We start from the raw sequence: 22,272 nt of genomic DNA on the forward strand, positions 1-22,272 counted from the left end.
CCTGGACCGTTCATGGGAGGCGGGGAGCATCTACCGCGTACAGGTTCAGGTTCTCGCCGGACCCGGCCTGGTCGACGTCGCCGCAGGTTGCGTACAGGGTCCCGTCGAACCAGGCAGCCGAGGACAGGTTCTGGGGAAAGGTGCCGATGCTGCTCCGCCTTCCGGTGTCCGGCTCGATCCTGACCATGTGGGTGGGGTCACTCGTCAGGCGGAAGAGCCAGGGCTGCTTGGTGCTCTCCTCCAGGCCCCCCAGGAAGACGAGGTCGTCCGCCTCCCACAGGACCTCTCCGGTGCGCAGGTTGGCTGCGACCACGGCCTCGGCAGGGGTGTCTTTCCCCATCAGGACGGTCGTCCCGACTGTGGCGAGGTCCGTGGTGGTGCCGGGCAGACTCCACAGTTGTCGGCTGTCCGTGAGCGACCAAGCGGTCATCGCTGACGCCGAGTTCGAGCCGAGAGCGATTCCGTGCTCGGCGAGGATCCGTCCGTTCGCCTTCAGGGGCGGGAGGGAGCTTCCGTCGGCGGCATTGACGACGCGGAGATTCTTGCCGTCATTGAAGTAGATCTTGCCGTCGGCCGCGCCGGCGAAGTCCACGGGGATGTTGGTGCCAGGGTCCCCGGACCGGTCCGTCCAGCGAGGTGTACCAGTGGCCGGGTCGATGGCTGTCCACCATTCCTTCCAGTCCTGGGCGAAAAGCAGTCCGCCATGATGCTCCAGGCCGCGGACCGTAGGAAGATCGCTGTTCATCCGGCGGGACCAGATCTCCGTTCCTGTCCGGGGATCCAGCCTGTACACCCAGGCTCCGAAGGCGGTGAACAGGGCGCCGTCCGCGAAGACCGCGTACCCGCCGGACGTCACCTCGTCGACGTCCGGCTCTCGGCGATGGGTCCACCGGACCTTGCCGGTCCGCGCGTCGAGACACTGCACCGTGTCGAAGGAGCGGTTGACGAGAAGGGAGTCCGCTGAGAAGGAGAGGGATCTATGGACGAACTGCATCTTCTCGGGCAGTTGCCACAACTCCTTCCCGGTGTGTGCGTCCTTGGCCCGGAACACAGGTTCTTCCGGCGTCTTCGTCAGCAGCACGGATCCGACCTGCCTGAACACGTGGAATTCTCCAGGCACCTTCCACTTCGTCTTGACGGCGCCCTGCCTCGTCCCACCTTCACGGTGGTCCAGCATCCTGGGAACGACCACCGCGGTCGTCCCGCCCGTCACGACCACCCCTATGCCGATCAGGACGGTACGGCGACTGACCGGCCGCCCGGTGGAATGCTCGGACGGAGTGCGAGGGCGGGCGCGGCCGGCGGTCGCCGCATTCCCCAGCAGTTCGGCGACCGCGCCGAGGCGGGCCGCGGTCTCGGCCGCTGACGTGGGGCGGCGATCGGGGGCCTTGGCCAGAAGGTCCGCGGCCAGGGCGTCGAGTTCCGCGGGCAGCCCAGGGCACGTACGGGAAGGCGGTTCAGGGACCTCGGTCGTGTGCGCGACGATCTGGGAGAGGGCGTCCCGGCCGGAGAACGGGGGTTGTCCAGTGAGGAGGTGATGTAACAGGCAGCCCAAGGAGTAGAGGTCGGACGCGGGCCCGACCTGGGTGCCCCGCGCCTGTTCCGGCGACATCCACGGCACGCTTCCCAGGACGCCCCCGGCCTGGCTCAACTGGTCGAGACCCAGGGCCGGGTGGAACCAGGCGATGCCGAAGTCGAGAACCTTGACCGTTCCGTCGGGCGTCAGGATGACGTTCGCGGGCTTGATGTCGCGGTGGACGATCCCGCGCTCGTGCGCGGCCTCCAGCGCCGCACACACCTGACGGACCCAGTCGACGGCCCGGGCCGGTGCCGGCGGGCCGTCGGCCGCGAGGACGCGGTCCAGAGTGCGGCCGGGTGCCAGCTCCATCACGATGAACAGCGTCTCACCGTCCCGCCCGAAGTCGTGGACCGTGACGACGTGCGGGCTGGTGGACAGACCGGCCGCGGCCCGTGCCTCACGTTCCAGCCGGGCTGCTGCCTCCGGCGTCACATCGGGCCCCGAAACCGTCTTGACGGCGACCTCACGGTGCAGCACGAGATCCTGGGCACGCCACACCACGCCCATCCCGCCTGCTCCCAGACGGTCCCCCAGCAGATAGCGCCCGGACAGCACAGGCCCTGGCACAGGTGCCCCCTCCCACATCCATCACGGTCGATCGACTGTACGAGGCGGGCGGCGGTGGCGCACGGTCTTCCGTGATCCCGGCGCATCGCTGCGAAGCGGGGGTGCGCCGAACCGGCCTTCAGCCGGGCTCGTGCGATGGCAGGCCCATGGCAGATGTAGAAGGTCTGGGCTGGTTCATACTGCACACATATTGCAAGTACAAACTAAGTGCAAAAGGAGTGGCGCAGTGGGTGGACCGATCGTCCTGGGAATCGAGTCGTCGTGCGACGAGACCGGCGCTGGGATCGTGCGTGACGGGAAGCTGCTCGCGCACGTCGTGGCGTCGAGCATGGACGAGCACGCGCTCTTCGGCGGTGTCGTGCCCGAGATCGCGGCCCGGGCGCACCTCCAGGCGTTCAACCCGGTCATCCGGGAGGCGCTCGACCAGGCGGGGCTGCGGCTGGGACAGATCGACGCCGTCGCCGTTACCACCGGCCCGGGCCTCTCCGGGGCGCTCCAGACCGGCCTGGCCGGAGCGAAGTCCCTCGCCTACGCGGCCGGGGTGCCGCTGTATGGGGTGCACCACCTTGCCGGACACGTCGCCGCCGACACCCTGGAGCACGGTCCGCTGCCCACTCCGTGCGTCGTCCTGATCGTCTCCGGCGGTCACACGTCCCTGCTGCTGGTCCGGGACCTGGTGCGCGAGCCGATCCTGCACCTGGGTGACACCCTCGACGACGCGGCGGGGGAGTGCTTCGACAAGGTCGCCCGCCTCATGGGCCTGTCTTACCCCGGCGGGCCGGCCATCGACCGGGCCGCCCGGGAGGGGAACCCGCGCGCCGTGGACTTCCCCCGGCCCCTCACGCGGCCGGGCGACGACCCGTACGCCTTCTCCTTCTCCGGCCTCAAGACGGCCGCCGCCCGCTGGGTCGAGAAGCATCGGGCGCAGGGGATCGAGCTGCCCGTCGCGGACGGGGCCGCCGCCCTCCAGGAAGCCGTTGCCGACGTGCTGACCCGCAAGGCGCTCGCGGCCTGCGCGGCGTACGGCGTGAAGACGCTGATCGTGGTCGGCGGCGTCGCCGCGAACTCACGGGTCCGCGGGCTGGCCGAGCAGCGGTGCGCCGCCGCCGGGGTCGAGCTGCGCGTGCCGCCGATGACGCTGTGCACGGACAACGGCGCCATGATCGCGGCCGTCGGCGACCTCCTCGTACGGTCCGGCGCCGAACCCGCCCCGCTGGACGTGGCGATCGACCCGTCCGCGCCGCTGGAGTACGCATCCCTGACCCCGTTGCCGGCGCCCCCGGCGAGAGCCGCCTGATGACCGCCCTCGTTCAGCCGGCCCCCGGGCGGCGCGATCCACGTGCACGGCGTCCAGGTCGTCACCGCCACCGCCGAGGGCGGCGCGGACGACGCACGTGCCCTGGCCGCCGCCGTCCGCGACCCCCGTCCGCGACCGCCTTCCCGCCGCCGCTCCTGGCGCCGTCGGCATCGGCACGGCAGCAGGCGTGGTCGTCGTCGCGTTGAACAAGGCCGCCCACAAGGCCGCCCACGAGCCGGACCTGAACGCTTTCTCGCTGGTCAAGCAGCTCCTCGGCGGACGCGGCGGAGGCTCTCCGGAGCTGGCGCAGGGCGGTGGACCGGCTGCCGAACGCCTCGTCGACACCCTGGCGGAGCCGCCCCGCGCGATCGCCGGCCGCTGATCCGTACCGTGGGGAGGGCGTGGCTGCATGCCTCGCCCTTCCCACGGTGCGTCAGATCATTCCGCCGGCAGACGCGGCGTGCGCGGCGGTGTCGTGCGCCGGTCGCCGGTCTTCTCGAAGGCCGCCGCGAGGGACAGAAGGGCGTTGTCGTCGTAGGCGCGGCCCGCGAAGGTCAGCCCGACGGGCATGCCGGTGTCAGCCATGGTGCCCATGGGCACGGTCACGGTCGGGATGCCGAGGTGGCGGGGGACCAGGTTGCCGTTGGCGACCCAGACGCCGTTGCGCCAGCCGAGATCGGCGGAGACCACGTCGACGTCCATGTCCGCGGGGCCCACGTCGGCCACCGCGGGGAAGACCACCGCGTCCAGGCCCAGCCCGTCCATCCACAGCTCCAGGTCGACGCGGCGCGTCTCCTCCAGCCCACGCAGCCCCTGCTCCAGGAGCGGCATGTCGGCGAGGGAGGCGTACGGGCGCTCGCGCACGAAGCGGGGGTAGTCGCCGATCGTGTCGTCGAAACCCTCGTACCGGTCGGGCAGTTCGCCCTCCTGCTTGGGCCAGATGCGGTCGCCGTCGACGTCGGCCAGGGTGGAGAGCGCCGGGTCGCCGTTGGCGCGCAGGAAGTCGTCCCAGGCCCAGGCGGACAGGTCCTCGATCTCGAAGGCGAGGTACTCGCGGCCGACCAGTCCGCGGGTGAGCAGCGAGGACGCTCCGGGGCGGTCGGACTCGTAGTTCGACACCACGGGGAAGTCGACCTCGACCACCTCGGCGCCGGCGGCTTGCAGGTCGCGGCGGGCGGCCTCCCAAAGGGTGATCACCGAGGGGCGCGTGTCGATGCGCTGCCCGGTCTGGCCGCCGATGCCTCCGTCCGGGTTGGTTCCGGCGTCGGGGTCGGCGTTGATGTACATCCGGGGCACGCCGACGCGCTTGCCGGCGAGTACGCCGGAGGCGGCCTCGGCGTCGGCGGGTGCGAGAGCCGGGTAGGAGGCGGGGCGCACCTGCGAAGGCGGGGGCAGCTCCAGCCACGGCTGTGCCCGCCACAGGTCCCCGCGCGGGTTCGGGTCGTCGGCGACGATGACGTCGAGCAGTTCGAGCAGGTCGGCCATGGTGCGGGTGTGAGGGACCACGACGTCCATGGTCGGGACGAGCGGCCAGTTGCCACGCACCGAGATCACGCCGCGGCTGGGGGTGTAGGCGCACAGCGCGTTGTTCGAGGCGGGGGCGCGGCCCGAGGACCAGGTCTCCTCGCCGAGACCGAACGCGCCGAAGGAGGCGGCCGTCGCCGTGCCGGAGCCGTTGGAGGAGCCGGAGCCGTAGGCGCTGGTGAGCCAGTCGGCGCTGTACGGGCTCTCCGCGCGGCCGTACACGCCGCGCTGCATGCCGCCGTTCGCCATCGGTGGCATGTTGGTCAGGCCGATGAGGACCGCTCCGCCCGCGCGCAGCCGCTCGATGGCGAAGGCGTCGCACTGGGCGACGAGGTGCTCGAAGGCGGGGGAGCCGGACGCGGCGGTGAGCCCCTCGGCGAGGTAGCTGTCCTTGGCGGTGTACGGGATGCCGTCCAGCGGGCCCAGCGTCTCGCCCCGGGCGCGGCGGGCGTCGGAGGCCTCCGCCTCCGCCAGGGCGCGCGGGTTCATCACGACCATCGCGTTCAGGGCGGTGGCCGTTCCGGGCCGGTCGTACGCCTCGATCCGCGCGAGGTAGGCGTCGAGCAGCCCGACAGCGGTCGTCTCGCCCTTCGCCAGCGCTGCACGCAGGTCGGCGATACAGGTCTCCACGACATCGAATCCGCGCGTCATGGGGGTGTCTCCTCGGTGGTGAGCAGGGCAGGTCGGCCGCCGGCCATCGGGGCGACCGCGCACGGCGGGCCGTCACACTCCCCAAGTACCTGACTAGATTTTCAGTCTAGACTAAGAGTCTAGAGAAGTGGAACCTAGACTAGGGACCTGGACTGCCGGAACCGAAAGCGAGCTCATGCCGACGTCAGAGAGCGGGCCCGTCGAGACCGGCGCGGCCTCATGGCCTGCGGCCCGGGTCCCGATCGACAGGAAACGTCAGCCCAGCGGTGACGAGGCGCGGGAGCGGGCCATGCGGGCCGCCATCAGCGTCATCGCAGAGAAGGGCACGGCGGCCCTGCGGATGTCGGACATCGCCGAGCGGGCCGGCATGAGCACCGGCCACATCCTCTACCACTTCGGGAAGAAGGACCGGCTCCTGCTCGAAGTCCTCGCATGGAGCCAGGCGGACCTCTGGGTCCGGTTCCAGCAGGCCGCCGACGAGGCGGCGTCCCCCACCGCGAAGCTGGACCTGTTCGTCCGCTTCTACCTGCCCACCCATCAGGGCGACGAACGCTACGCGCTGTGGACGCAGGTCCTGGCCCAGCACCACGACGAGGCGGGCCGACGCATCCTCACCGAGCTGCTGGACGGTTGGGACGAGCGCCTGGAAGCCATCGTCCGCGAGGGCCGTGACCTGGGGCATTTCGCGGACGTGGACCTCCCCGAGTTCACCATCCGGGCCGTGGCCATGCTGAGCGGCCTCTCCGAGGACGTGATGTTCGGGCGGTCCCGCTGGGAGAACACCTCTCCCCATGCGTTCGCCCTGTCCGCCCTCGAACGTGAGCTTCGTCCTGCCGGTCAGGGCTGACGGCGGGGGAGCAGCTGATCCCGAAGGTCGTGGGGGTCGCCCATGAGGGCGGGTGTCAGCCCAGCCGTGTGCCGTCCCGATCCATCAGACGCTTGCGGGCCCGATGGGCGGCGACGTGGGTGCGTGTGTCAGTCCGGCCGGCCCTCATCATCGAGTCCGGGGGCGCCGAGTCCGCCGGAGCCGAGACCGATGAGGGCGTCACGAGTGGCCCCGTGAAGGGGATGTCCCGCCGCTGGGCTGGGGCCCTTCCAGTCGGTGTCACCACCGGAGCGATCCGAATCACTGATCATCCCGAGCCGAGGGCCTTGCATCGTCCGAGGGCACGCGGCCGGTCTCTCACACCCGCCGTGCCCGCTGTACCTCCTGTGTCCCGTCCGGTGCCGGCCTCCCGGCGTGACGGTTGAGGGTGAACGGCTGACCGAACGCAATCCGTTGGTCGACGGGCGGGCCGGCCGGGGCGCGGTGGTGGGCCATCCGGGTGCACCACCCCCGCGCCTGCCGAGCGAAGTCAGCCTGATCATGTGCGCGGCCTCGCCCGAGGACCCAGGGGACTCTGTGCCTACCGGCTGGCGTAAGGCAGGAGTGCCATCTCGCGGGCGTTCTTGATGGCTGCTGCGAGCTGTCGCTGCTGCTGGGCCGTCACCCTGGTGACGCGCCGGCTGCGGATCTTGCCACGGTCGGAGATGAACTTTCGGAGAAGGTCGGTGTCCTTGTAGTCGATGTAGGTGATCCCGGCCGCGTCGAGGGGGTTGGGGCGGGACGTCAGTGGCTTGCGGGGATTCTGACGGCGTGTCATGGGGTTTCTTGTCCGTTCGTCGGGGCTGGGGGCTAGGCGACGGGGTCGAGGAGGGCGTCGAAGGCTGCCGGGAGGTCCTTCCAGGCCTCGCGGCCGGCTGCGAATTCGGCGTCGGTGAGCAGGCAGGACTCAAGCAACGCCACCAGACCGTCGCGGTCGAGGCCGGGTGAGGTGAAGACGAGGTGCTGGCAGCAGTCGCCGTGCTCGGGATGCCAGTCGAGTGAGGCTGCCGCCCGGCGAAGGGGCGGCTCCATCTCCCAGGCGGCATCAGGAAGGGAGGCCAGCCAGGGGCCGGCGTTCTCCACGCACAGGGCTCCGCCCGCGGCGTCCCAGGCCAGCAGGGTGTCGGGGCGGTCGGCGAGCCAGAAACGGCCGCGGCTGCGGGCAGCGGCGCAACACAGGTCTTCCAGCGCCTGGTAGAGGCGTTCCGGGTGGAAGGGGCGGTGGCGGTGCCAGACGAGGGTGGTGACGCCTGCTTCGTTCGCCTCCTGGGGGAGCAGGGCGCAGGCAGGATGCTGGGCGGCCGCGGCCGCTTCCACGTCGAAGCCGGCGAAGGTCAGATCGGCGAGCTCCTGGGATCCGGCGTGCGCCTGGTGGGCGGTCGGGTGGAGCTGGGTCAGGAGTGCTCGGTCCTCCTCGTCGGCTTCTTCGTTTTCGACGAGGGCGAGGACCGGTGCGTACTCCAGCTGTCTCGCCCAGGTGTCGCCGACGGTGCGCTGGTCGGTGGCGGCCGCGGCGAGCCCTGCCTCGGCGAGGTCGTCGCCATTGGCGAGGTAGGGGAGAACGAGGGCGGGATCCACCGCGGTGATGACGTTGGTGAGTTCGAGGTCCGAGCCGCCGTGCATCGCCAGGACCTCGGCCATCGCCTTCGGCTCGACCGACTCCCACAGCTCGACGACGGCCAGCCGGGTGAGACGGCTCGCGGCGAGCCGCTCCAGCTCCGGGACCAGGTCCTCGCGCAGTGCGCAGCAGGCGCAGTCGTTGACGAGCGGGGCCTGGCCGGACGAGAGCTCACCCGAGGCATCCCGTATCTGACGCACCACGGTGCCCTCGGCGACGGTTGCCAGATCGTGGTGCAGAGCGACACTGCCGGGGACGGTCCTCAGCAGTCCCTCCACCACCTCCTTGCGGGCATCGGCGTGGATCCCGGCCACGATCACGACCGGCAGCTTGGCGTCGTCCCGCATCACCGGGCCTCGTAGCGGGCGTAGCGGCGCTCGAAGCGTTCGACACGTCCGGCGGTGTCGAGCACGCGCGCGGTACCGGTGTAGAAGGGGTGGCTCGCGGAGGAGATCTCGACGTCGACGACGGGATAGGTGTTGCCGTCCTCCCACTCGACGGTCTTGTCACCGGTGAGGGTGGAGCGGGTGAGGAATGCGTAGTCGGCGGCCTTGTCGCGGAAGACGACGGGGCCGTAGGGCGGGTGGATCTCGGGCTTCATGGCGGTGTCCTGGTTCTGGGTGAGGGTCAGCGTTCTTCGCGGAAGTCGACGTGGCGTCGGGCGACCGGGTCGTACTTGCGCAGGGTGAGCCGGTCGGGGTCATTCCTGCGGTTCTTGCGGGTGACGTAGGTGTAGCCGGTGCCCGCGGTGGAGCGGAGCTTGATGATCGGGCGGATCTCGTTGCGTGCCATGACGCTACTATATGGGAACGGTTTTCATTATCGATACGGGACTGTCCGTCCCGAGAGAGGGTGGTGGCACCTTTGTCCGCCCACTGCCAACTGACCGGCGCCAAGCCGGGATTCGGCAACAAGATCTCCCATTCGCATCGGCGCACCGCGCGCCGCTTCGACCCGAACATCCAGCGCAAGCGCTACTGGCTGCCCAGCGAGGGGCGGCACGTCCGTCTCACGCTGAGCACCAAGGCGATCAAGACGGTGGACGCGATCGGCATCGAGGTGGCCGTGGCCCGGATCCGGGCGCGGGGAGGGAAGGTCTGATGGCGAAGAAGAGCAAGATCGCGCGGAACGAGAAGCGCAAGGAAGTCGTCGAGCGGTACGCGGCCCGGCGCGCCGAGCTGAAGGAGATCATCCGGCGTCCGTCCTCCGCAGAGGCCGATCGTCGCGCCGCTGTTGTCGAGCTCCGCAGGCAGCCGCGCGACGCCAGTGCGACGCGAGTCCGCAACCGCGACAGTGTGGACGGTCGTCCGCGCGGTCATCTGCGGAAGTTCGGGCTCTCCCGAGTGCGTCTCCGGGAGCAGGCGCACGCCGGTCTCCTGCCGGGAGTGACCAAGTCGTCCTGGTGACGAGCGATCGGACGCGGGAATGACGACGGCCTGTGCGACCCAGTCGGGGATGGGTCGCACAGGCCGGTGCCGTCCTGAGGATCAGCTCAGGTCGTCACCGGGACGCAGCTGTGGCCGCACTGCCGTACGCATCCCGGGTCCGACCTTGCCCAAGTGGAGGGCGCGAGGCGGCCGGCCGCAGGTACTGGCACGATCCTGCGGACGACCACGCGGAAGCGCACGACGGCACGGACACGGGCACGGCCACGGCGGTGCCCGCGCGTTGCTCGGCTCCTCGCCGTACCGGCCCTCGCCCTGCTGTTCGTCGCGCCGCCGGCGCTCGGCTCGTCCGCGTAGCCGACGTGGTTGTAGCCCTCGTACGCGGCGTCGCTCCCGCTCAACGCCCGCCACTGGCCGCGCAGGTCCTCCCAGGACAGCGGCCGGTCGTTGTTCCGGACCGGGCCTTCGGCGATCGTGTATGTGATGGTCTGGGGGGAAGTCGAGGCCAGCTTCGCCGACTCGAAGAAGGCCCGGTTCAGGACGGGTTCGCCGTCCGCGCCGTCACTGGGGGTCCGGGGCAGGATCGCCCCGGACAGCTGCCAGTTGACCACGCGTGTGTCGTTGACCTGGACCGGGTTGTAGTTGGCCGGCAACGCGTCGACGGGCAGCCGCAGTTCGCCGCCGTCCCGCAGCGTGGTGCGTGGCCTGGTATTGATGTCCTGGGCGCCGCGCGCGGCGGTCCGGTGCGGCGCATTGTCCGCGCCACCTGGCGAGCTGCAGGCGCTGGACAGGAGCAGAAGGCGGGCCGTCGCTGTGGCGACGGCCCCGCCTCGTATCCGCGTTCTGGGCATGACTGGGCGTCCCTTCCCGCCCGGCACGCCCGACCGGGACACCACCCCTATCGATAGTGGTACTCGTTTTCAGTTGTTCGCGGGGATCGATTTCCTGAACTCCTGTGCCCCGTCAGTCGTGCCTCGCCCGCCCCCGCTACCCGGGCCTGCGCCGCCAGGGCTTCCTTGCCGCCGTCGGCGGAATGGCCGCCGGCCTCGGCGCCCTCGCGCGCTCACCGGCTGCGCCGGCTCCGGTATCGCCGACGCAGATGACCCGGCCAAGGGGGACGGAAAGCCTTGGCGCGGCGGTCGACTCCGCGCGGCCTTCGCCGCCGAGTTCCCCAACGTGCACGCCGACTTCGGCGCGTACATAGTCCCCGAGGGGGGCGCAGGACTTCGACAGGAACCCGATCGGCAGCGGACCGTTCCGCTTCGTTTCCTTCGCCCCGGAAAGTTCGCCGTCTTCGAGCGCGACGACGCCTACTGGGACGGCGCGCCGCACCTCGACGAGGAGTCGCGTGTCAACGCCCTCGTCGGCGGCCGGATCGAGTACGCGCACGAGCTCTGCACCCGCCTGCGACCACAGCCCGGTCACCCGGGGCCTGCTGGGCCCGTTCGACGTCGAACAGGCCCGTACCCAGGACCTGTTAGAGGGCCACCCGGCCGCGTACGGCGGGGACGGTCCGGGCCTCGGGGTTGAGTCGGGACAGGGCCGCGCGCAGCCGGGCGGCCTCGTCGGGTCCGACCAGGTCGAGCTTGTTGAGGACGATGACGTCCGCGAACTCGACCTGGTCCATGAGGAGATCGCTGACGGTGTGCTCGTCGTCCTCGTACTGGTCGAGACCGCGCGCGACGAACTCGTCGCCGCCGTCGAGCTCGGCCAGGAAGTTCGCGGCGTCCACCACGGTCACCATCGTGTCCAGGCGGGCCAGATCGCCGAGGGTGGCGCCGTCGTCGCGAGGGAAGGAGAAGGTGGCGGCGACGGGCATGGGCTCCGAGATGCCGCTGGACTCGATCAGGAGATGGTCGAAGCGACCCTCGCGGGCCAGTCGGTCGACCTCTTCGAGCAGGTCGTCGCGGAGGGTGCAGCAGATGCACCCGTTGGTCATCTCGACCAGCCGCTCCTAGGTCCGGGACAGGGCCGCCTCGCCGCCGCGCACGAGGGCGGCGGCGATGTCGACCTCGCTCATGTCGTTGACGATGACCGCGACCCGCAGCCCTTCGCGGTTGCCGAGGACATGGTTGAGCAGGGTGGTCTTTCCGGCGCCGAGGAACCCGGACAGGGCGGTCACGGGCAGCCGGCCGTGCATGGGCGTGTGCGTCACGGGATCAGCCCTCGGGGCGGATCAGACCGCGCTCGTACGCCTTCACCAGCCGCTGCGGCACGAGGTGCACCGAGCCGTCGACGGTGAGGGGCACCAGCTGCGCGGTGGTGGCCTTCCACCGGGCGCGGCGGTGGCGGGTGTTGCTGCGGGACATCTTGCGCTTGGGCACGGCCATGGGGACCTCCGGGGTGTCGGGGCGAAGAGTGTGCCGCCAACCTAGATGAAAATGGATTTCGATTCCAATTGTCCCGTTCGGGAGTGACGGCGACCCCGGGTCCGCGGTGGCCGGCCTCCATGCCTCGGTTGCGCGAACTAATTGAAAATGATTATCGTCGTCTTGCTTGTTCGTGCACACTCAACCAATGCCCAAGGGGGGCTTCTTTTGCGTGCCTTCACGCGCACTCTCACCGTCACCGGTTGCATAGCCGCGACCATCGCGGCCGGCGGAATGACCGCTGCCCACGCAGCCGGTACCACTCTCACCAAGGGACACGTCGACGTTCTCGACGTCGAGTACGACGGAGTCGGCCTCGACCTCCACGTCCATGACGAGTCGGTCACGCCGGACGTCGAGTACGCCCCGGCGGACGTCGTCCTCCAGGCCCTGCCGGCGTCCGCCTACACCGTGCCGAGCGGCAGCTGCTACAGCCACCTGGGCTCGGCCGGAGCCACCGTGTACCGCCTGCCGCAGGTCGAGAACGCCAACCTGCTCTGGCCCGGCGTCTCCGGCGAGCACCTCTCCGCCGGCGTCTTCCAGAACGACAAGGTGCAGGTCGAGCTCACCTCCGTCAGCGGCCCGGGCAAGCTCACCGTCTACAAGGACGGCCTCTGCCCGAAGAGCAACCGCTACTACGACAGCGGCGACGCGACGCTCACCAACAGCAAGAACGTCACGGCCGGCGAGCACGACCACGCCAACTGGGTCTTCACCCGGGCCGGTTCGTACACCGCCACCTTCCAGGTGAGCGGCACGCTGGCGAACGGAACCCCGGTCGGCCCGACCTCCGCCACGTACACCTTCCAGGTCGGCTGACCCCGACCCGCGTCACAAGCCCCGCGCCGGGGGCGGGCCGTGCCCGCCGTTCGAGCCGCCCCCCGGCGCGGCCGTGGCCCCTCGCTCCTACGCCCGACCTCGCCTCACGTCCGAAGGAGAAGCCCCGTCATGCGGGCCCCCATCGCACCCCGTCCCGTACGAGCCGCGACGCTCGCGGTCGCCCTGTCGCTGCTCTTCGCCGCCCCACTCGCGCACGCGGCCGACACGCCTCCGAGGGAGGCACCCGCCGGGGAGCGCACCGTCCTGAACGGCGGCCACCTCGACCTGGCGGCCCGGTTGAGGAACGGGCGGCTGGACTTCCAGATCAAGGACGGGACGACGCCCGGCTCGCTCGTCTGGCGCGAACCCTCCGACGTGCTGCTGCACTTCGACCCGCGCCACGAGATCGTGATCCCGCCACGCGAGGAGGTCCCGCAGTTCGAGGGGTTCGGTGAACCGGGCAGCAGCCTCTGGGTCGACAAGGACTTCGAGGTGAAGGAAGGGCTGATCTGGCCCGGTTGGAGCACCCTGGAGATCCTTCCGGCCGACGTGCCCGGCGGCGTGAAGGTCACCTTCCCCGAGATCGAGGGACCGGGCCGGTTCGTGCTCGGGCAGTGGGCCGACGACCCCGACCTGGGGGTGAGGATCGGTGTCACGATCGACAGTGCCAAGGCGGACCCGGGTGCGGTCGACCTGCCCGCGTTCACGCATGCGCACCCGCTGTGGATCTTCAACTCCGAGGGCGTCTACCGCATCACGATGCAGATGACCGCCACCCTGCCGTCCGGCGCCACGGTCTCCGACCGGGAGACCCTCGCCGTCGTGGTCGGTGACGACGTGGACCCCGGCACCGTCGTACCGGGGGACGGCACGCCACCCACCCCGACGTCGACTCCTACGCCGACCCGGACCCCGACCTCGACGCCCGGTACGGGGTCGCCCTCGGCCACGGCGACGCAGTCCGCCACACCCACCGTCACCACGAGCCCGTCCGCCACGCGCACCGAGCCGCTGAGCCCCACCGCGAGTCCGTCGGCGCCCACGACCACCCCCTCCGCCACGCCGGCGCCCCTCCCTCCGGGAGACGGCGGGGCCACCGGGACGAGCAGGGGCGGGGGACGCCTGGCGTCGACCGGTGCCGGCGTCGCGCTGCCGGGCGGGATCGCGGTTGCCGCCCTTGCCGCAGGCGTCTCGGTAGTGGTCCTCGTCCGCCGGAAGAAGGCAGCCCGTTGAACCGCGTACGCAGCGTGGGCACGGCCACCGCAGCACTCGTCGCGACCACCCTGCTGGTCTCCGGCTGCCGGGCCGGCTCCGGCGGGCAGGCCGAGCACGCCGCGCTCACCGTCTCCACGACCACCGCGATCATCGCCGACCTCGTGCGCAAGGTCGGCGGCGACCGGGTCGACGTGGCCTCCGTCGTCCCCCAACACGGCGACCCCCACTCGTACGAACCGAGTCCCGGGGACGCCACCCGAATCGCCAAGTCGGATCTCGTCTTCAGTAACGGGCTGCTCCTGGAAGAGCCCGGGATCATGAAGATGATCCACACCAACGCGCCCAAGAGCACGCCGAAGGTGCCGATCAGCGAGAAGCTGGAGCAGTACGGGGGCTCCGTCATCAAGCTGAAGGAAGACCTCGGCCTCAACGTGCTGTGGCTCGGCTGGGCCGTGGAAGGCGAGGTCGCCGGTGACGGCTCCCAGGTCCGTACGACGGCCACGAAGCTCGAAGGACCGGGCGACCTGCACGTCTATCTGACCGACACGCTCGGCACACCGCAGAGCTACGTCGACTCCACCGACGGCTTCGACAGGAAGGACTCCTTCGCGCTGCCGCCCGAGGCCCACACCCACGTCAACTGGGTCTTCAGCCGGCCCGGTACGTACCGCCTCACCGTCCAGGCACAGACCGAGACCCTCGACGGGAGGAGGGCACCCGCCGGCAGCGGGACCATCACCTTCGTCGTCGGCGGCGCCCCGGCCCCGCAGGGCAGGACGGTCCTCGACGGCGGACATGCCGACGTCGCCGTCCATGCGCAGACCCGCACCGTCCAGGTGCGCTCCGACGACCCGACCACCGGCCGTCGCACGCACCATCCGACCGACTCGGTCGTGCTCTCCGTCCCCGGCCGGGCCAAGGCGTCCGTGCCCAAGGAGGAGACGTATCGCTTCCTCGGCCCTCCGGGCGCGGACATCTGGGTGCTGCCGCAGGCGGTCATCGGCAAGCACGTCCACGGCGAGATGGACCCGCACGCCTGGGAGGACGTCGCCAACGCCGAGGCGTACGTCCGCCGCATCGAGGCCGAGCTGATCAAGGCCGACCCCGAGGGCAGGCGCGCGTACGAGCGGAACGCCGCCCGCTATCTGAAGCAACTGGCCGCGCTGGACGACGAGGTGGCCCGGAAGCTCGCCCGTGTGCCGGAGGCGAACAGGAAGCTGATCACGACCCACGACGCCTTCGGCTATCTGGCCCACGCCTATGGCATGGAGGTCGCCGGCTTCGTCGTCCCGGTGCCCAGCCGCGAGCCGAGCGCTGCGGAGATCGCCGAACTCCGGGCCACGATCCGGGACAAGAACGTTCCGGCGGTCTTCCTGGAGCCGAACCTCGCCGCACGCGCGGACGTCCTGCGCCGGGTCGCAGAGGACGAGGGCGTCGGAATCTGCACCATCTACGGCGACTCCTTCGACGACAAGATCCACGACTACGTCGCGATGATGCGCCACAACGCGAACGAACTGGCCCGCTGCCTGGGCCGAGAGGGGAGTTGAGCCCGATGAGGCTCGTACGGAACAGCAGGGTCGCCCTCGCGGCGGCGGGGGCGCTCGCGCTCGGTGGCACGGCCATGACGGGCCCGCTCCCACCCCCGCTCGTCGTCGCGCCCGTCACCCTCACCGACGGCATGCTCGGCCTGGGCGAGGGCGGGGTGATCGACATCGACGACACCCACAAGGCGACCGGGCCGGACGGTGGGGACCGCTGGGAGCTGAACCCGGAATGGGACACGACCCGGCTGCCCCACGGCTCTGTGCACTGGTCTCTGACCGGCGTCGAGGGCCCGGGCACCCTTCGGGTCACCGACCCGGACGACTCCCGAGCCGGAAGCGACGGCGAGGGCGCGACCGATGGGGAGCCCCGCGTACGGTTCGACAGCTCGGACGGGCTGCCCGACGGATTCGACCTGCCGGCCGCAGCGCGCGGGGCGACCCGTTGGTCGTTCGACGCGCCCGCAACGTACACCCTGACCTTCGCAGCAAAGACACAAGAAGAGGCAGGGGGCCGGCCCCTGGCCGCCGAGACCTCGTACACGGTACGGGTCGGAGACGCGGCCATCGCCCAGCCGCAGCCGCAGCCGCAGTCCCAGACCGAGACGGAGCCTGTCGTTCAGCCCGGTACGGAGCCGGTGGAACCGGCGGCGACCGCCCCGGTGCCGTCCGTCGGCCGGCAGTTCGCCGCCCGGGCCCCGGACCTGCTCCCGGCCGCCGAGCGGGTCGAGACCGCGAAGACGGTACTCGGCGAAGGGCACATCGACATCGCCGCGCGTGTCGTCGACGGCCGGCTGCAGATCCACGTGAAGGACGGCACGGTTCCCGGGAAGACCGTGTGGCGCGAGCCGTCGTCGGTGGTCCTGCACGTCAAGCCGGGGGCAAAGAAGACGATCCCGGCGAACCAGGACTTCGCCTTCCTGGGGAAGGCGGGCGACCCGATCTGGCTCCTCGACCAGGTGCAGCAGCCGGGGCTGCTGTGGCCCGGCTGGTCCACCGACAACATGGCGGCCGGAGCGACGAAAGGCGAGGTCGAGTTCAAGCTGGTGAAGGCCGACGGGCCGGGGAACTTCGCCCTGTACAACTACGACGGCCTTTCGGGCGCCGCCGTCCGCTTCAACAGCGGCGACGGCGTGCCGGACGCGTTCGGCGTACCGCAGAGCACCCACGCGCACGGCGGCTGGGCCTTCGGCAAGGAGGGCGTGTACCGCCTGACGCTCACGATGTCGGCCACGCTCGCCGACGGGACGAAGTCGAGCGACACCGAGACGCTCGCCTTCAGCGTGGGCGCGGGCGACCCGAACCAGGTGCCGCCCGGCGGAACCGTCGGAGGCTCGACGGGCGGGGCCACGGGCGGCTCCACCGGTGGTACGACGGGCGGCTCGACCGGGAGCACGACAGGCGGGGCCACCGGCGGTTCGACCGGCGGCGGGTCGGCGACCGGCGGCGCCACGGGCGGCTCCGACTCCGCCACCGGCGGCTCCATGGCAAGCACCGGATCGGAGGGCACCCTCCTGCTCGGCGGCACGGCTGCCGCACTCGCCGTGGCCGGCGCGGCCACCGTCGGCCTCACCCGCAGGCGCGCCTCGTGAGCGCCCCCGAGCGGCTGCTCGACGTCGACGCCGTCTCCGTCGTCCTCGGAGGCCGCAGGGTGGTACGGGACGCCTCGCTGACCGTCGAGGCCGGTGAACTTGTCGGCCTCCTCGGCCCGAACGGCGCGGGCAAGACCACCCTGCTGCGTGCGATCCTCGGTCTCGCCTCGCCCGCTGCCGGCAGCGTCGATGCGGTCGGCCTGGTCGGCTACGTGCCCCAACGCCACGAGTTCGCTTGGGACTTCCCCATCGATGTGGCCGGCGCGGTGCTGAGTGGACGCACCCGCACGATCGGCTGGCTGCGCAGGCCACGCGCGCACGACCGCGCCGCCGCCGACGAAGCGCTGGAACGGGCCGGCCTGACCGACCTGCGCCGCCGCCCCATCGGGGAACTGTCCGGGGGACAGCGCCAACGCGTCCTGGTGGCGCGAGCGCTCGCCGCCCAGCCGCGGCTGCTGCTCCTGGACGAACCCTTCACCGGAGTGGACGTCCCCACGCAGGAGCTGCTCAACGAGCTCTTCGGCCGCCTCGCGGCCGAGGGCAGAGGACTGCTGATGACCACACACGATCTGGCCGCCGCCGCCCGTACCTGCACCCGCGTGGTCCTCCTCAACCGCACGGTCGTCGCCGAGGGCGGACCGGAACTCCTCTCCGACACGGACCAGATGCTGCGGGCCTTCGGTCTCGGCCGCGTCGTGTCCGAGAGCGGCGCGGAGGCGGCGGCATGACCGACCTGCTCGCCCTCTTCGCCGATCCTTGGCAACTGCCCTTCATGCGCAGGGCGTTCACCGTCGCCGCCATCGTCGGCCCGGTCTGCGGAGTCGTCGGCGTCTACGTCGTCCTGCGCGGCATGGCCTTCATCGGCGACGCGGTGGCCCACTCGGCCTTCCCGGGGGTGGCGCTCGCGTACGCCTTCGAGGGCAACCTGCTCGTCGGCGGCGCGGCCGCGGGCGTCACGACCGCCGCGCTCATCGCCTTCGTCTCCCAGAACCGGCGACTCAAGGAGGACACCGTCATCGGCGTCTTCTTCGCCTTCGCGTTCGGCCTCGGCATCGTGCTCGTCTCCACGAGGGACAGCTGGACGACCGACCTGTCGTCCTTCCTCTTCGGCCAGGTCCTCGCCGTCGACGACGCCGACATCTGGCGGGTCGCCGCCGTGGGCGCCGTGCTCGTCACGGTCGTCCTCGTGCTCCGCAAGGAACTCGTGGCGGTCAGTCTCGACCGCGAGACGGCACGCGCGGCCGGCCTTCCGGTGCTTTCCCTCGACCTGACGCTGTACGTGGTCGTGACGGCCACGATCGTCATGTCCCTGGAAGCCGTGGGCAACATCCTGGTCCTGGCCCTCCTCATCACCCCGGCGGCCACGGCCCGGCTGCTCACCGAACGGCTGTGGGCGATGACGCTGCTGGCCTCCCTCTTCGGCTGCGCGGGCAGCCTCGCCGGCCTGTACGTCAGCTATGCCTACGACCTCGCGGCCGGCGGCTCGGTCGTCGTCGTCCTCACCGCCCTGTTCGCGCTCGTCTGGCTGCTGGCACCCCGCCACGGCCTTGCCGCGAAGCTCCGCACGAGGGGCCGAGCCGTCGAGGAGAAGCAGACGACGGGCGGCCTCGTGCCGCGGCGGGCGCCCGCCGAAGCGAAGGTCGGACGCTGAGCCTTCCTCGCTGCCGCCCCGGCCCGCGAGGCCTGGTCGGCAGGGGGTGGGTACGCGACCGCACCGCGGTCCCCGGCGCGGCGAGGGTCGGGGCGACTGCCGTCCGGCAGGCATTGGCTGTGCGTCAGACACATCAGCAGTCGGTCGGTGTGAGTCCTGAAACACCTGGGGGGCAGCTGACCGCACATGCGAACGGCTGTAGGCTCCGGACATCGCCCTTGACCTGCATGAAGCAGGCAGGGAGCAGCTAATTCGGGAGTTTGTTCATGTTTCGTGCAATGCTCAAGTCAAAGATCCACCGGGCCACTGTGACCCAGGCAGATCTGCATTACGTGGGTTCCGTCACCATCGACGCCGAGCTGATGGAGGCGGCGGATCTGCTGCCCGGGGAGCTGGTGCACATCGTCGACATCGACAACGGCGCCCGTCTGGAGACGTACGTCATCGAGGGCGAGCGCGGCTCCGGTGTCATCGGCATCAACGGCGCCGCCGCCCACCTCGTCCACCCGGGTGACCTGGTCATCCTGATCAGTTACGCCCAGGTCGACGATGCCGTGGCCCGTGGCCTGGAGCCGCGCATCGTGCACGTCGACGCCGACAACAGGATCATCGGACTCGGCTCCGACGCGTCGGCACCCGTGCCCGGCACCGCCACCGAACGGAGCCCGCACGCCGTTCCCGCGGCGCGCTGACCCGGTCCGGACACCCCGGGGAGCACCGTCATGGCAGAACCGACCGAACGCGTCGAGCTCGACATCCGCGACGACCGCGCGAGCGACGCCGCGAAGTGGGCGGTGCGACGCCATCCCGACCAGGCTCCCGAGGCCCCGGCCGAGCTGGTGGAGCGGGCGAAGGCGCAGCTCGGGTCCCACCCCGAGCTGTACTGACCGACGTGGGCCGGGGTTGTACCGTTCGGCGGATGACGCTCGCGCTGCTGCACACCTCCCCGGTCCACGTGCCTGTCTTCGACGCGCTCCGGGATGCCGGTCATCCCGGACTCGCGCTGCGCCATCTCGTGCACGAGGACCTGCTCACCAGGGCCAGGGAATCGGGGCCCGAAGCGGTGACGGGCGAGATCAGGGCCCTGCTCGCGGGTGCCGTCGCGGACGGTGCCCGCGCCGTGCTCTGCACCTGTTCGACGATCGGCGCCGTCGCCGAGGCGGAGTCGGCGACGCTCGGAGTTCCGGTGCTGCGCGTAGACCGGCCGATGGCGGCCGCCGCCGCGGCCCAGGACCGCGTGGTGGTGCTCGCGGCGATCGCCGACACCCTGGCGCCGACCCTCGCGCTGCTCACCGAGGAGGCGGGGGACCGGCCCGTCGACGTACGCGCCGTCGTGGTGGACGGGGCCTGGGCACGCTTCGAGGCCGGTGAGCGCGACGGCTATCTGGATCTCGTCGCGGCCGCGGCCGATGCGGTCACGGACTGTGATGTGATCGTGCTGGCGCAGGCGTCCATGGCCGCCGCGGTCACCCGTACGGTCACCCGCATTCCGGTGCTCTCCAGCCCAGGCCCGGGTCTCGACGCGGCGGCCGCCGCGGTCCGCTGACCTCCGTGGGCCCTTCGGCCCCGGCCGGTCATCCCGAACCCGCGGGCCCGGACTCACCAGGCGCGGGCCGCCGCTCCGGGAGACGGTGGACACAGATCCACCCGAACCGTTCGGAGGCTCCCCGATGACGAACCCGTACCCCGACCCCGTGCCGCCGGCGCCCACCCCCGGACCGATGCCCGGGCCGCCGTCGCCGCTGCCGGAGCCGCCGCCTCCGCCACCCGGCCCCGTCCCGCCCGGCCCGGCGCCGGACCCGATCCCGCAGCCGCCCGAACCACGCCCCGAGCCGGTACCGGAGCCCGCACCCCAGCGGGGCTGGTGACGGCGGGGAGCAAGGCGGCGTTCACCCGGGCGCGGACCGGTGCCGACGGGTCGGGCGGCCCGGCCACCCGACCGGGCTCAGGCCGTGGGTGGGCGGACCGGTGCCGGGCCCAGCGTGGTGCTGCCGGGTGAGGCCCGATGGCCGAGCCCGGTCCGGTAGGCGTCCATCGCCGCCTCGGTCCGGCCCATCCGCCGCAGCAGATCGCCCAGCAGTCGGCAGATGTCCGCGAGATCCCCGGCGGCACCCGCCCGTTCCAGCAGGGCCAGTGCGGTGACGTAGTGCTCTTCGGCCGAATCGAGCTCGCCCCGTTCCTCGTGGATCAGGCCCAGCAGCCGATGCGCTCCGCCCGCGTGGACCGACCCCCGTTCCGGGTGCAGTTCGCCGAGGAGTCTGTGCAGGAGCTCCCGGGCCTCGGCGGTCCTGCCGCCCCGGCGCAGCACATCGGCCAGCTCCACCTCGACCTGGGCCGTGTACAGGGCGGCGCGCTTGGACGCCAGCATGTCGCGGGCGGCGCGCAGTTCGGCCTCCGCGCCGGACAGGTCGCCGTCCTGCGCGTGTACGTAGCCGCGCATCCAGTGGCAGTGCGCGAGCTCCGTACGGATCTGTAGCTGCTGGTAGATCTCGGCCGCCCGGGCCAGCGAGGCGTCCGCCTCCGCGGTGCGGCCCGCCGCTATGAGCGTACGGGCGACGCTCCGGTGCAGTCCGGCGACCAGCTCCGGATCGGACACCTGTGGCGCGAGGGCCAGCGCCAGCTCACCCGCCTGGGCGGCGCGGGCGTGCGCGCCCATGTCCATGTACGGGGCGATCGCGGCCGTGTACAGCAGCAGGAGCGCACCCGGGTCCTGGAGGCCGGAGGTGTTGAGCTCGTCGATCGCGCTCTCCAACAGGTAGCAGGCGTACCGGAGTTCGCCGGCCAGGAGGTGTGCGACCGCCCTGCCCCGGACGGCCGGGGCACGCCGGGGGAGCGGGGCGTCGGCGAGCTGCCTCTCCGCCGCCTCGAAGTGCTCGCGGGCCGCGGGCAGATCGCCCGTCTCCAGTGCGCAGTGGCCCAGCCCGAGCGTTGCCGCGGCGCGTTCGTCGTCGAGCCCGTGCCGGACGGCCTCGGCGAGCAGAGCGGCATAGGCGCCCGCGGCGTCCTCGGCGGCTCCGGTGGCCAGGGTCCGCTGGGCCTCGACAAGTCTGAGCCGCAGACCGGTCGCGAGATGGGCGGGGCGCCCCGTCGCCAGCTCGTCGTACGTGACGCCGAGCCGGTCCGCGAGGTGGCGTACGGCAGCTTCCGAGGGGCGTACCCGGCCGGCTTCCAGCGTGGAGATGTAGGCGGGGGTGTAGGCGGGCTCCGCCAGCTGCCGCTGCGTCAGGCCGCGTTCGGTGCGCAGCCGTTGGACCCGGCGGCCGACGGCGCCGGGGTCGTCGGCCGGCCCTGCGCCCCTTCTCGCTGCGCGCCCCTCGTCCATCGCACCGCCCCTTCCGCCTCGCCCCGCTCCGAAATGCGGTCCATGCATCGTAAATGCCCGGTTGTGAACCTCAACCACCGGGCGCCTGGGCCTTGTTCGAGGACCCGTCCAGCTCTAGGTTAAGCATCGCGTTAAGTCGAATTAACTCATGGGTTATGTGGTGGTCGTGCCCTGTGAGTCCCCGACGAGTCCCTGCGAGACCCGTGAGCGCTCGCACGTACCCGCGAGGGCTCGCGCGTACCCGTGATTCGTTTCAAGTTCCCACGGACCAGAA

The 22,272-nt window shown here is 71.4% G+C and carries 22 protein-coding genes and 3 pseudogenes; 15 read left to right on the plus strand and 10 right to left on the minus strand.

What is annotated here, in order from left to right:
* Positions 1-10: 10 nt before the first annotated feature.
* Positions 11-2,146 carry a protein kinase gene (locus tag ACFYY1_RS31515; protein ID WP_388591584.1) on the minus strand — a complete coding sequence of 712 codons (2,136 nt, stop codon included), beginning with the start codon at positions 2,144-2,146 and terminating at the stop codon, positions 11-13.
* A 226-nt stretch (positions 2,147-2,372) separates the two neighbouring features.
* Between ACFYY1_RS31515 and tsaD the strand changes: the two genes are divergently transcribed.
* Both tsaD and ACFYY1_RS31525 read left to right on the plus strand, forming a co-directional pair.
* On the plus strand, positions 2,373-3,443 hold the full coding sequence (gene tsaD, locus ACFYY1_RS31520) for a tRNA (adenosine(37)-N6)-threonylcarbamoyltransferase complex transferase subunit TsaD (RefSeq protein ID WP_388591586.1): 1,071 nt from the start codon (positions 2,373-2,375) through the stop codon (positions 3,441-3,443).
* Positions 3,444-3,540: 97 nt separating this feature from the next.
* Entirely contained in the window at positions 3,541-3,825 is a 285-nt protein-coding gene (locus tag ACFYY1_RS31525; RefSeq protein WP_388591588.1) for a hypothetical protein, read from the plus strand.
* 56 nt (positions 3,826-3,881) lie between these two features.
* On the opposite strand, the gene ACFYY1_RS31530 is transcribed toward ACFYY1_RS31525, so the two are convergent.
* Complete coding sequence (locus ACFYY1_RS31530) at positions 3,882-5,618, minus strand: amidase (RefSeq protein ID WP_388591590.1); 1,737 nt, start codon at positions 5,616-5,618, stop codon at positions 3,882-3,884.
* 175 nt (positions 5,619-5,793) lie between these two features.
* Between ACFYY1_RS31530 and ACFYY1_RS31535 the strand changes: the two genes are divergently transcribed.
* Positions 5,794-6,465 carry a TetR/AcrR family transcriptional regulator gene (locus tag ACFYY1_RS31535; protein WP_388591592.1) on the plus strand — a complete coding sequence of 224 codons (672 nt, stop codon included), beginning with the start codon at positions 5,794-5,796 and terminating at the stop codon, positions 6,463-6,465.
* A gap of 559 nt (positions 6,466-7,024) precedes the next feature.
* Here ACFYY1_RS31535 and rpsR read toward each other — a convergent pair.
* From rpsR to rpmG, 4 genes are read right to left on the minus strand one after another with little or no spacing between them, the layout of a single operon-like run.
* Positions 7,025-7,261, minus strand: a complete 237-nt coding sequence (gene rpsR, locus ACFYY1_RS31540; RefSeq protein WP_388591594.1) for a 30S ribosomal protein S18 — start codon at positions 7,259-7,261, stop codon at positions 7,025-7,027.
* A 32-nt stretch (positions 7,262-7,293) separates the two neighbouring features.
* Positions 7,294-8,448 (minus strand): CobW family GTP-binding protein, encoded by a 1,155-nt coding sequence (locus ACFYY1_RS31545; protein WP_388591596.1) that lies wholly within the window; start codon positions 8,446-8,448, stop codon positions 7,294-7,296.
* Positions 8,448-8,702: a type B 50S ribosomal protein L31 gene (locus tag ACFYY1_RS31550; protein ID WP_388591598.1), complete on the minus strand. Its 255-nt coding sequence runs from the start codon at positions 8,700-8,702 to the stop codon at positions 8,448-8,450. Before ACFYY1_RS31550 ends, ACFYY1_RS31545 begins: the two co-directional genes overlap by 1 nt.
* A gap of 26 nt (positions 8,703-8,728) precedes the next feature.
* Positions 8,729-8,893: a 50S ribosomal protein L33 gene (gene rpmG / locus ACFYY1_RS31555; RefSeq protein WP_388591600.1), complete on the minus strand. Its 165-nt coding sequence runs from the start codon at positions 8,891-8,893 to the stop codon at positions 8,729-8,731.
* Positions 8,894-8,965: 72 nt separating this feature from the next.
* On the opposite strand from rpmG, the gene rpmB reads away from it, so the two are divergent.
* Together rpmB and rpsN are read left to right on the plus strand one after the other, a co-directional pair.
* Entirely contained in the window at positions 8,966-9,202 is a 237-nt protein-coding gene (gene rpmB / locus ACFYY1_RS31560; protein WP_388591821.1) for a 50S ribosomal protein L28, read from the plus strand.
* On the plus strand, positions 9,202-9,507 hold the full coding sequence (gene rpsN, locus ACFYY1_RS31565; RefSeq protein ID WP_388591602.1) for a 30S ribosomal protein S14: 306 nt from the start codon (positions 9,202-9,204) through the stop codon (positions 9,505-9,507). Before rpmB ends, rpsN begins: the two co-directional genes overlap by 1 nt.
* Before the next feature lie 86 nt (positions 9,508-9,593).
* Here the strand turns inward: rpsN and ACFYY1_RS31570 are convergent, their stop codons facing one another.
* Positions 9,594-10,337, minus strand: a complete 744-nt coding sequence (locus tag ACFYY1_RS31570; protein WP_388591604.1) for a hypothetical protein — start codon at positions 10,335-10,337, stop codon at positions 9,594-9,596.
* A gap of 182 nt (positions 10,338-10,519) precedes the next feature.
* On the opposite strand from ACFYY1_RS31570, the pseudogene ACFYY1_RS31575 reads away from it, so the two are divergent.
* Positions 10,520-10,881 (plus strand): annotated as a pseudogene (locus ACFYY1_RS31575) (ABC transporter substrate-binding protein); the annotation flags it as partial.
* A gap of 85 nt (positions 10,882-10,966) precedes the next feature.
* Here the strand turns inward: ACFYY1_RS31575 and ACFYY1_RS31580 are convergent.
* Together ACFYY1_RS31580 and rpmF are read right to left on the minus strand one after the other, a co-directional pair.
* Positions 10,967-11,626 (minus strand): annotated as a pseudogene (locus tag ACFYY1_RS31580) (GTP-binding protein); the annotation flags it as partial.
* 19 nt (positions 11,627-11,645) lie between these two features.
* A complete protein-coding gene (gene rpmF, locus ACFYY1_RS31585; protein WP_388591606.1) occupies positions 11,646-11,816 on the minus strand; it encodes a 50S ribosomal protein L32 in 171 nt (56 codons plus the stop codon).
* A gap of 273 nt (positions 11,817-12,089) precedes the next feature.
* Between rpmF and ACFYY1_RS31590 the strand changes: the two genes are divergently transcribed.
* The 9 genes and pseudogenes from ACFYY1_RS31590 to ACFYY1_RS31630 all read left to right on the plus strand — a co-directional run bounded on the left by ACFYY1_RS31590 (position 12,090) and on the right by ACFYY1_RS31630 (position 20,222).
* Positions 12,090-12,674 carry a choice-of-anchor M domain-containing protein gene (locus ACFYY1_RS31590; RefSeq protein WP_388591608.1) on the plus strand — a complete coding sequence of 195 codons (585 nt, stop codon included), beginning with the start codon at positions 12,090-12,092 and terminating at the stop codon, positions 12,672-12,674.
* Between the two features lie 129 nt (positions 12,675-12,803).
* Positions 12,804-13,907, plus strand: coding sequence for a choice-of-anchor M domain-containing protein (locus ACFYY1_RS31595; protein WP_388591610.1), 1,104 nt, complete (start codon positions 12,804-12,806; stop codon positions 13,905-13,907).
* A complete protein-coding gene (locus tag ACFYY1_RS31600; protein WP_388591612.1) occupies positions 13,904-15,439 on the plus strand; it encodes an anchored repeat ABC transporter, substrate-binding protein in 1,536 nt (511 codons plus the stop codon). Before ACFYY1_RS31595 ends, ACFYY1_RS31600 begins: the two co-directional genes overlap by 4 nt.
* 5 nt (positions 15,440-15,444) lie before the next feature.
* The gene (locus ACFYY1_RS31605; protein WP_388591614.1) at positions 15,445-17,025 is read left to right on the plus strand and encodes a choice-of-anchor M domain-containing protein; all 1,581 of its coding nucleotides are present in this window, start codon (positions 15,445-15,447) and stop codon (positions 17,023-17,025) included.
* Complete coding sequence (locus ACFYY1_RS31610) at positions 17,022-17,753, plus strand: anchored repeat-type ABC transporter ATP-binding subunit (protein WP_388591616.1); 732 nt, start codon at positions 17,022-17,024, stop codon at positions 17,751-17,753. Before ACFYY1_RS31605 ends, ACFYY1_RS31610 begins: the two co-directional genes overlap by 4 nt.
* Positions 17,750-18,676, plus strand: coding sequence for an anchored repeat-type ABC transporter permease subunit (locus ACFYY1_RS31615; RefSeq protein WP_388591618.1), 927 nt, complete (start codon positions 17,750-17,752; stop codon positions 18,674-18,676). The genes ACFYY1_RS31610 and ACFYY1_RS31615 overlap by 4 nt, the downstream gene beginning before the upstream one ends.
* A 266-nt stretch (positions 18,677-18,942) precedes the next feature.
* On the plus strand, positions 18,943-19,368 hold the full coding sequence (gene panD / locus ACFYY1_RS31620) for an aspartate 1-decarboxylase (protein WP_388591620.1): 426 nt from the start codon (positions 18,943-18,945) through the stop codon (positions 19,366-19,368).
* Between the two features lie 87 nt (positions 19,369-19,455).
* Positions 19,456-19,563: pseudogene (locus ACFYY1_RS31625) on the plus strand (N-acetyltransferase); the annotation flags it as partial.
* A gap of 32 nt (positions 19,564-19,595) precedes the next feature.
* The gene (locus ACFYY1_RS31630) at positions 19,596-20,222 is read left to right on the plus strand and encodes an arylsulfatase (RefSeq protein ID WP_388591622.1); all 627 of its coding nucleotides are present in this window, start codon (positions 19,596-19,598) and stop codon (positions 20,220-20,222) included.
* Positions 20,223-20,621: 399 nt separating this feature from the next.
* On the opposite strand, the gene ACFYY1_RS31635 is transcribed toward ACFYY1_RS31630, so the two are convergent.
* Positions 20,622-21,998 (minus strand): tetratricopeptide repeat protein, encoded by a 1,377-nt coding sequence (locus tag ACFYY1_RS31635; RefSeq protein ID WP_388591624.1) that lies wholly within the window; start codon positions 21,996-21,998, stop codon positions 20,622-20,624.
* Positions 21,999-22,272 lie beyond the last annotated feature (274 nt).

This window comes from Streptomyces sp. NPDC001890 (assembly GCF_042891445.1).
Classification (GTDB): domain Bacteria; phylum Actinomycetota; class Actinomycetes; order Streptomycetales; family Streptomycetaceae; genus Streptomyces.

Bases quoted from the DNA above. Each gene is read 5' to 3' on its own strand.
- ACFYY1_RS31530 (WP_388591590.1), bottom strand. From the start codon at position 5,618: ATGACGCGCGGATTCGATGTCGTGGAGACCTGTATCGCCGACCTGCGT.
- ACFYY1_RS31535 (WP_388591592.1), top strand. From the start codon at position 5,794: ATGCCGACGTCAGAGAGCGGGCCCGTCGAGACCGGCGCGGCCTCATGG.
- rpsR (WP_388591594.1), bottom strand. From the start codon at position 7,261: ATGACACGCCGTCAGAATCCCCGCAAGCCACTGACGTCCCGCCCCAAC.
- ACFYY1_RS31545 (WP_388591596.1), bottom strand. From the start codon at position 8,448: ATGCGGGACGACGCCAAGCTGCCGGTCGTGATCGTGGCCGGGATCCAC.
- ACFYY1_RS31550 (WP_388591598.1), bottom strand. From the start codon at position 8,702: ATGAAGCCCGAGATCCACCCGCCCTACGGCCCCGTCGTCTTCCGCGAC.
- rpmG (WP_388591600.1), bottom strand. From the start codon at position 8,893: ATGGCACGCAACGAGATCCGCCCGATCATCAAGCTCCGCTCCACCGCG.
- rpsN (WP_388591602.1), top strand. From the start codon at position 9,202: ATGGCGAAGAAGAGCAAGATCGCGCGGAACGAGAAGCGCAAGGAAGTC.
- ACFYY1_RS31570 (WP_388591604.1), bottom strand. From the start codon at position 10,337: ATGCCCAGAACGCGGATACGAGGCGGGGCCGTCGCCACAGCGACGGCC.
- rpmF (WP_388591606.1), bottom strand. From the start codon at position 11,816: ATGGCCGTGCCCAAGCGCAAGATGTCCCGCAGCAACACCCGCCACCGC.
- ACFYY1_RS31590 (WP_388591608.1), top strand. From the start codon at position 12,090: ATGACCGCTGCCCACGCAGCCGGTACCACTCTCACCAAGGGACACGTC.
- ACFYY1_RS31595 (WP_388591610.1), top strand. From the start codon at position 12,804: ATGCGGGCCCCCATCGCACCCCGTCCCGTACGAGCCGCGACGCTCGCG.
- ACFYY1_RS31605 (WP_388591614.1), top strand. From the start codon at position 15,445: ATGAGGCTCGTACGGAACAGCAGGGTCGCCCTCGCGGCGGCGGGGGCG.
- ACFYY1_RS31615 (WP_388591618.1), top strand. From the start codon at position 17,750: ATGACCGACCTGCTCGCCCTCTTCGCCGATCCTTGGCAACTGCCCTTC.
- panD (WP_388591620.1), top strand. From the start codon at position 18,943: ATGTTTCGTGCAATGCTCAAGTCAAAGATCCACCGGGCCACTGTGACC.
- ACFYY1_RS31630 (WP_388591622.1), top strand. From the start codon at position 19,596: ATGACGCTCGCGCTGCTGCACACCTCCCCGGTCCACGTGCCTGTCTTC.
- ACFYY1_RS31635 (WP_388591624.1), bottom strand. From the start codon at position 21,998: ATGGACGAGGGGCGCGCAGCGAGAAGGGGCGCAGGGCCGGCCGACGAC.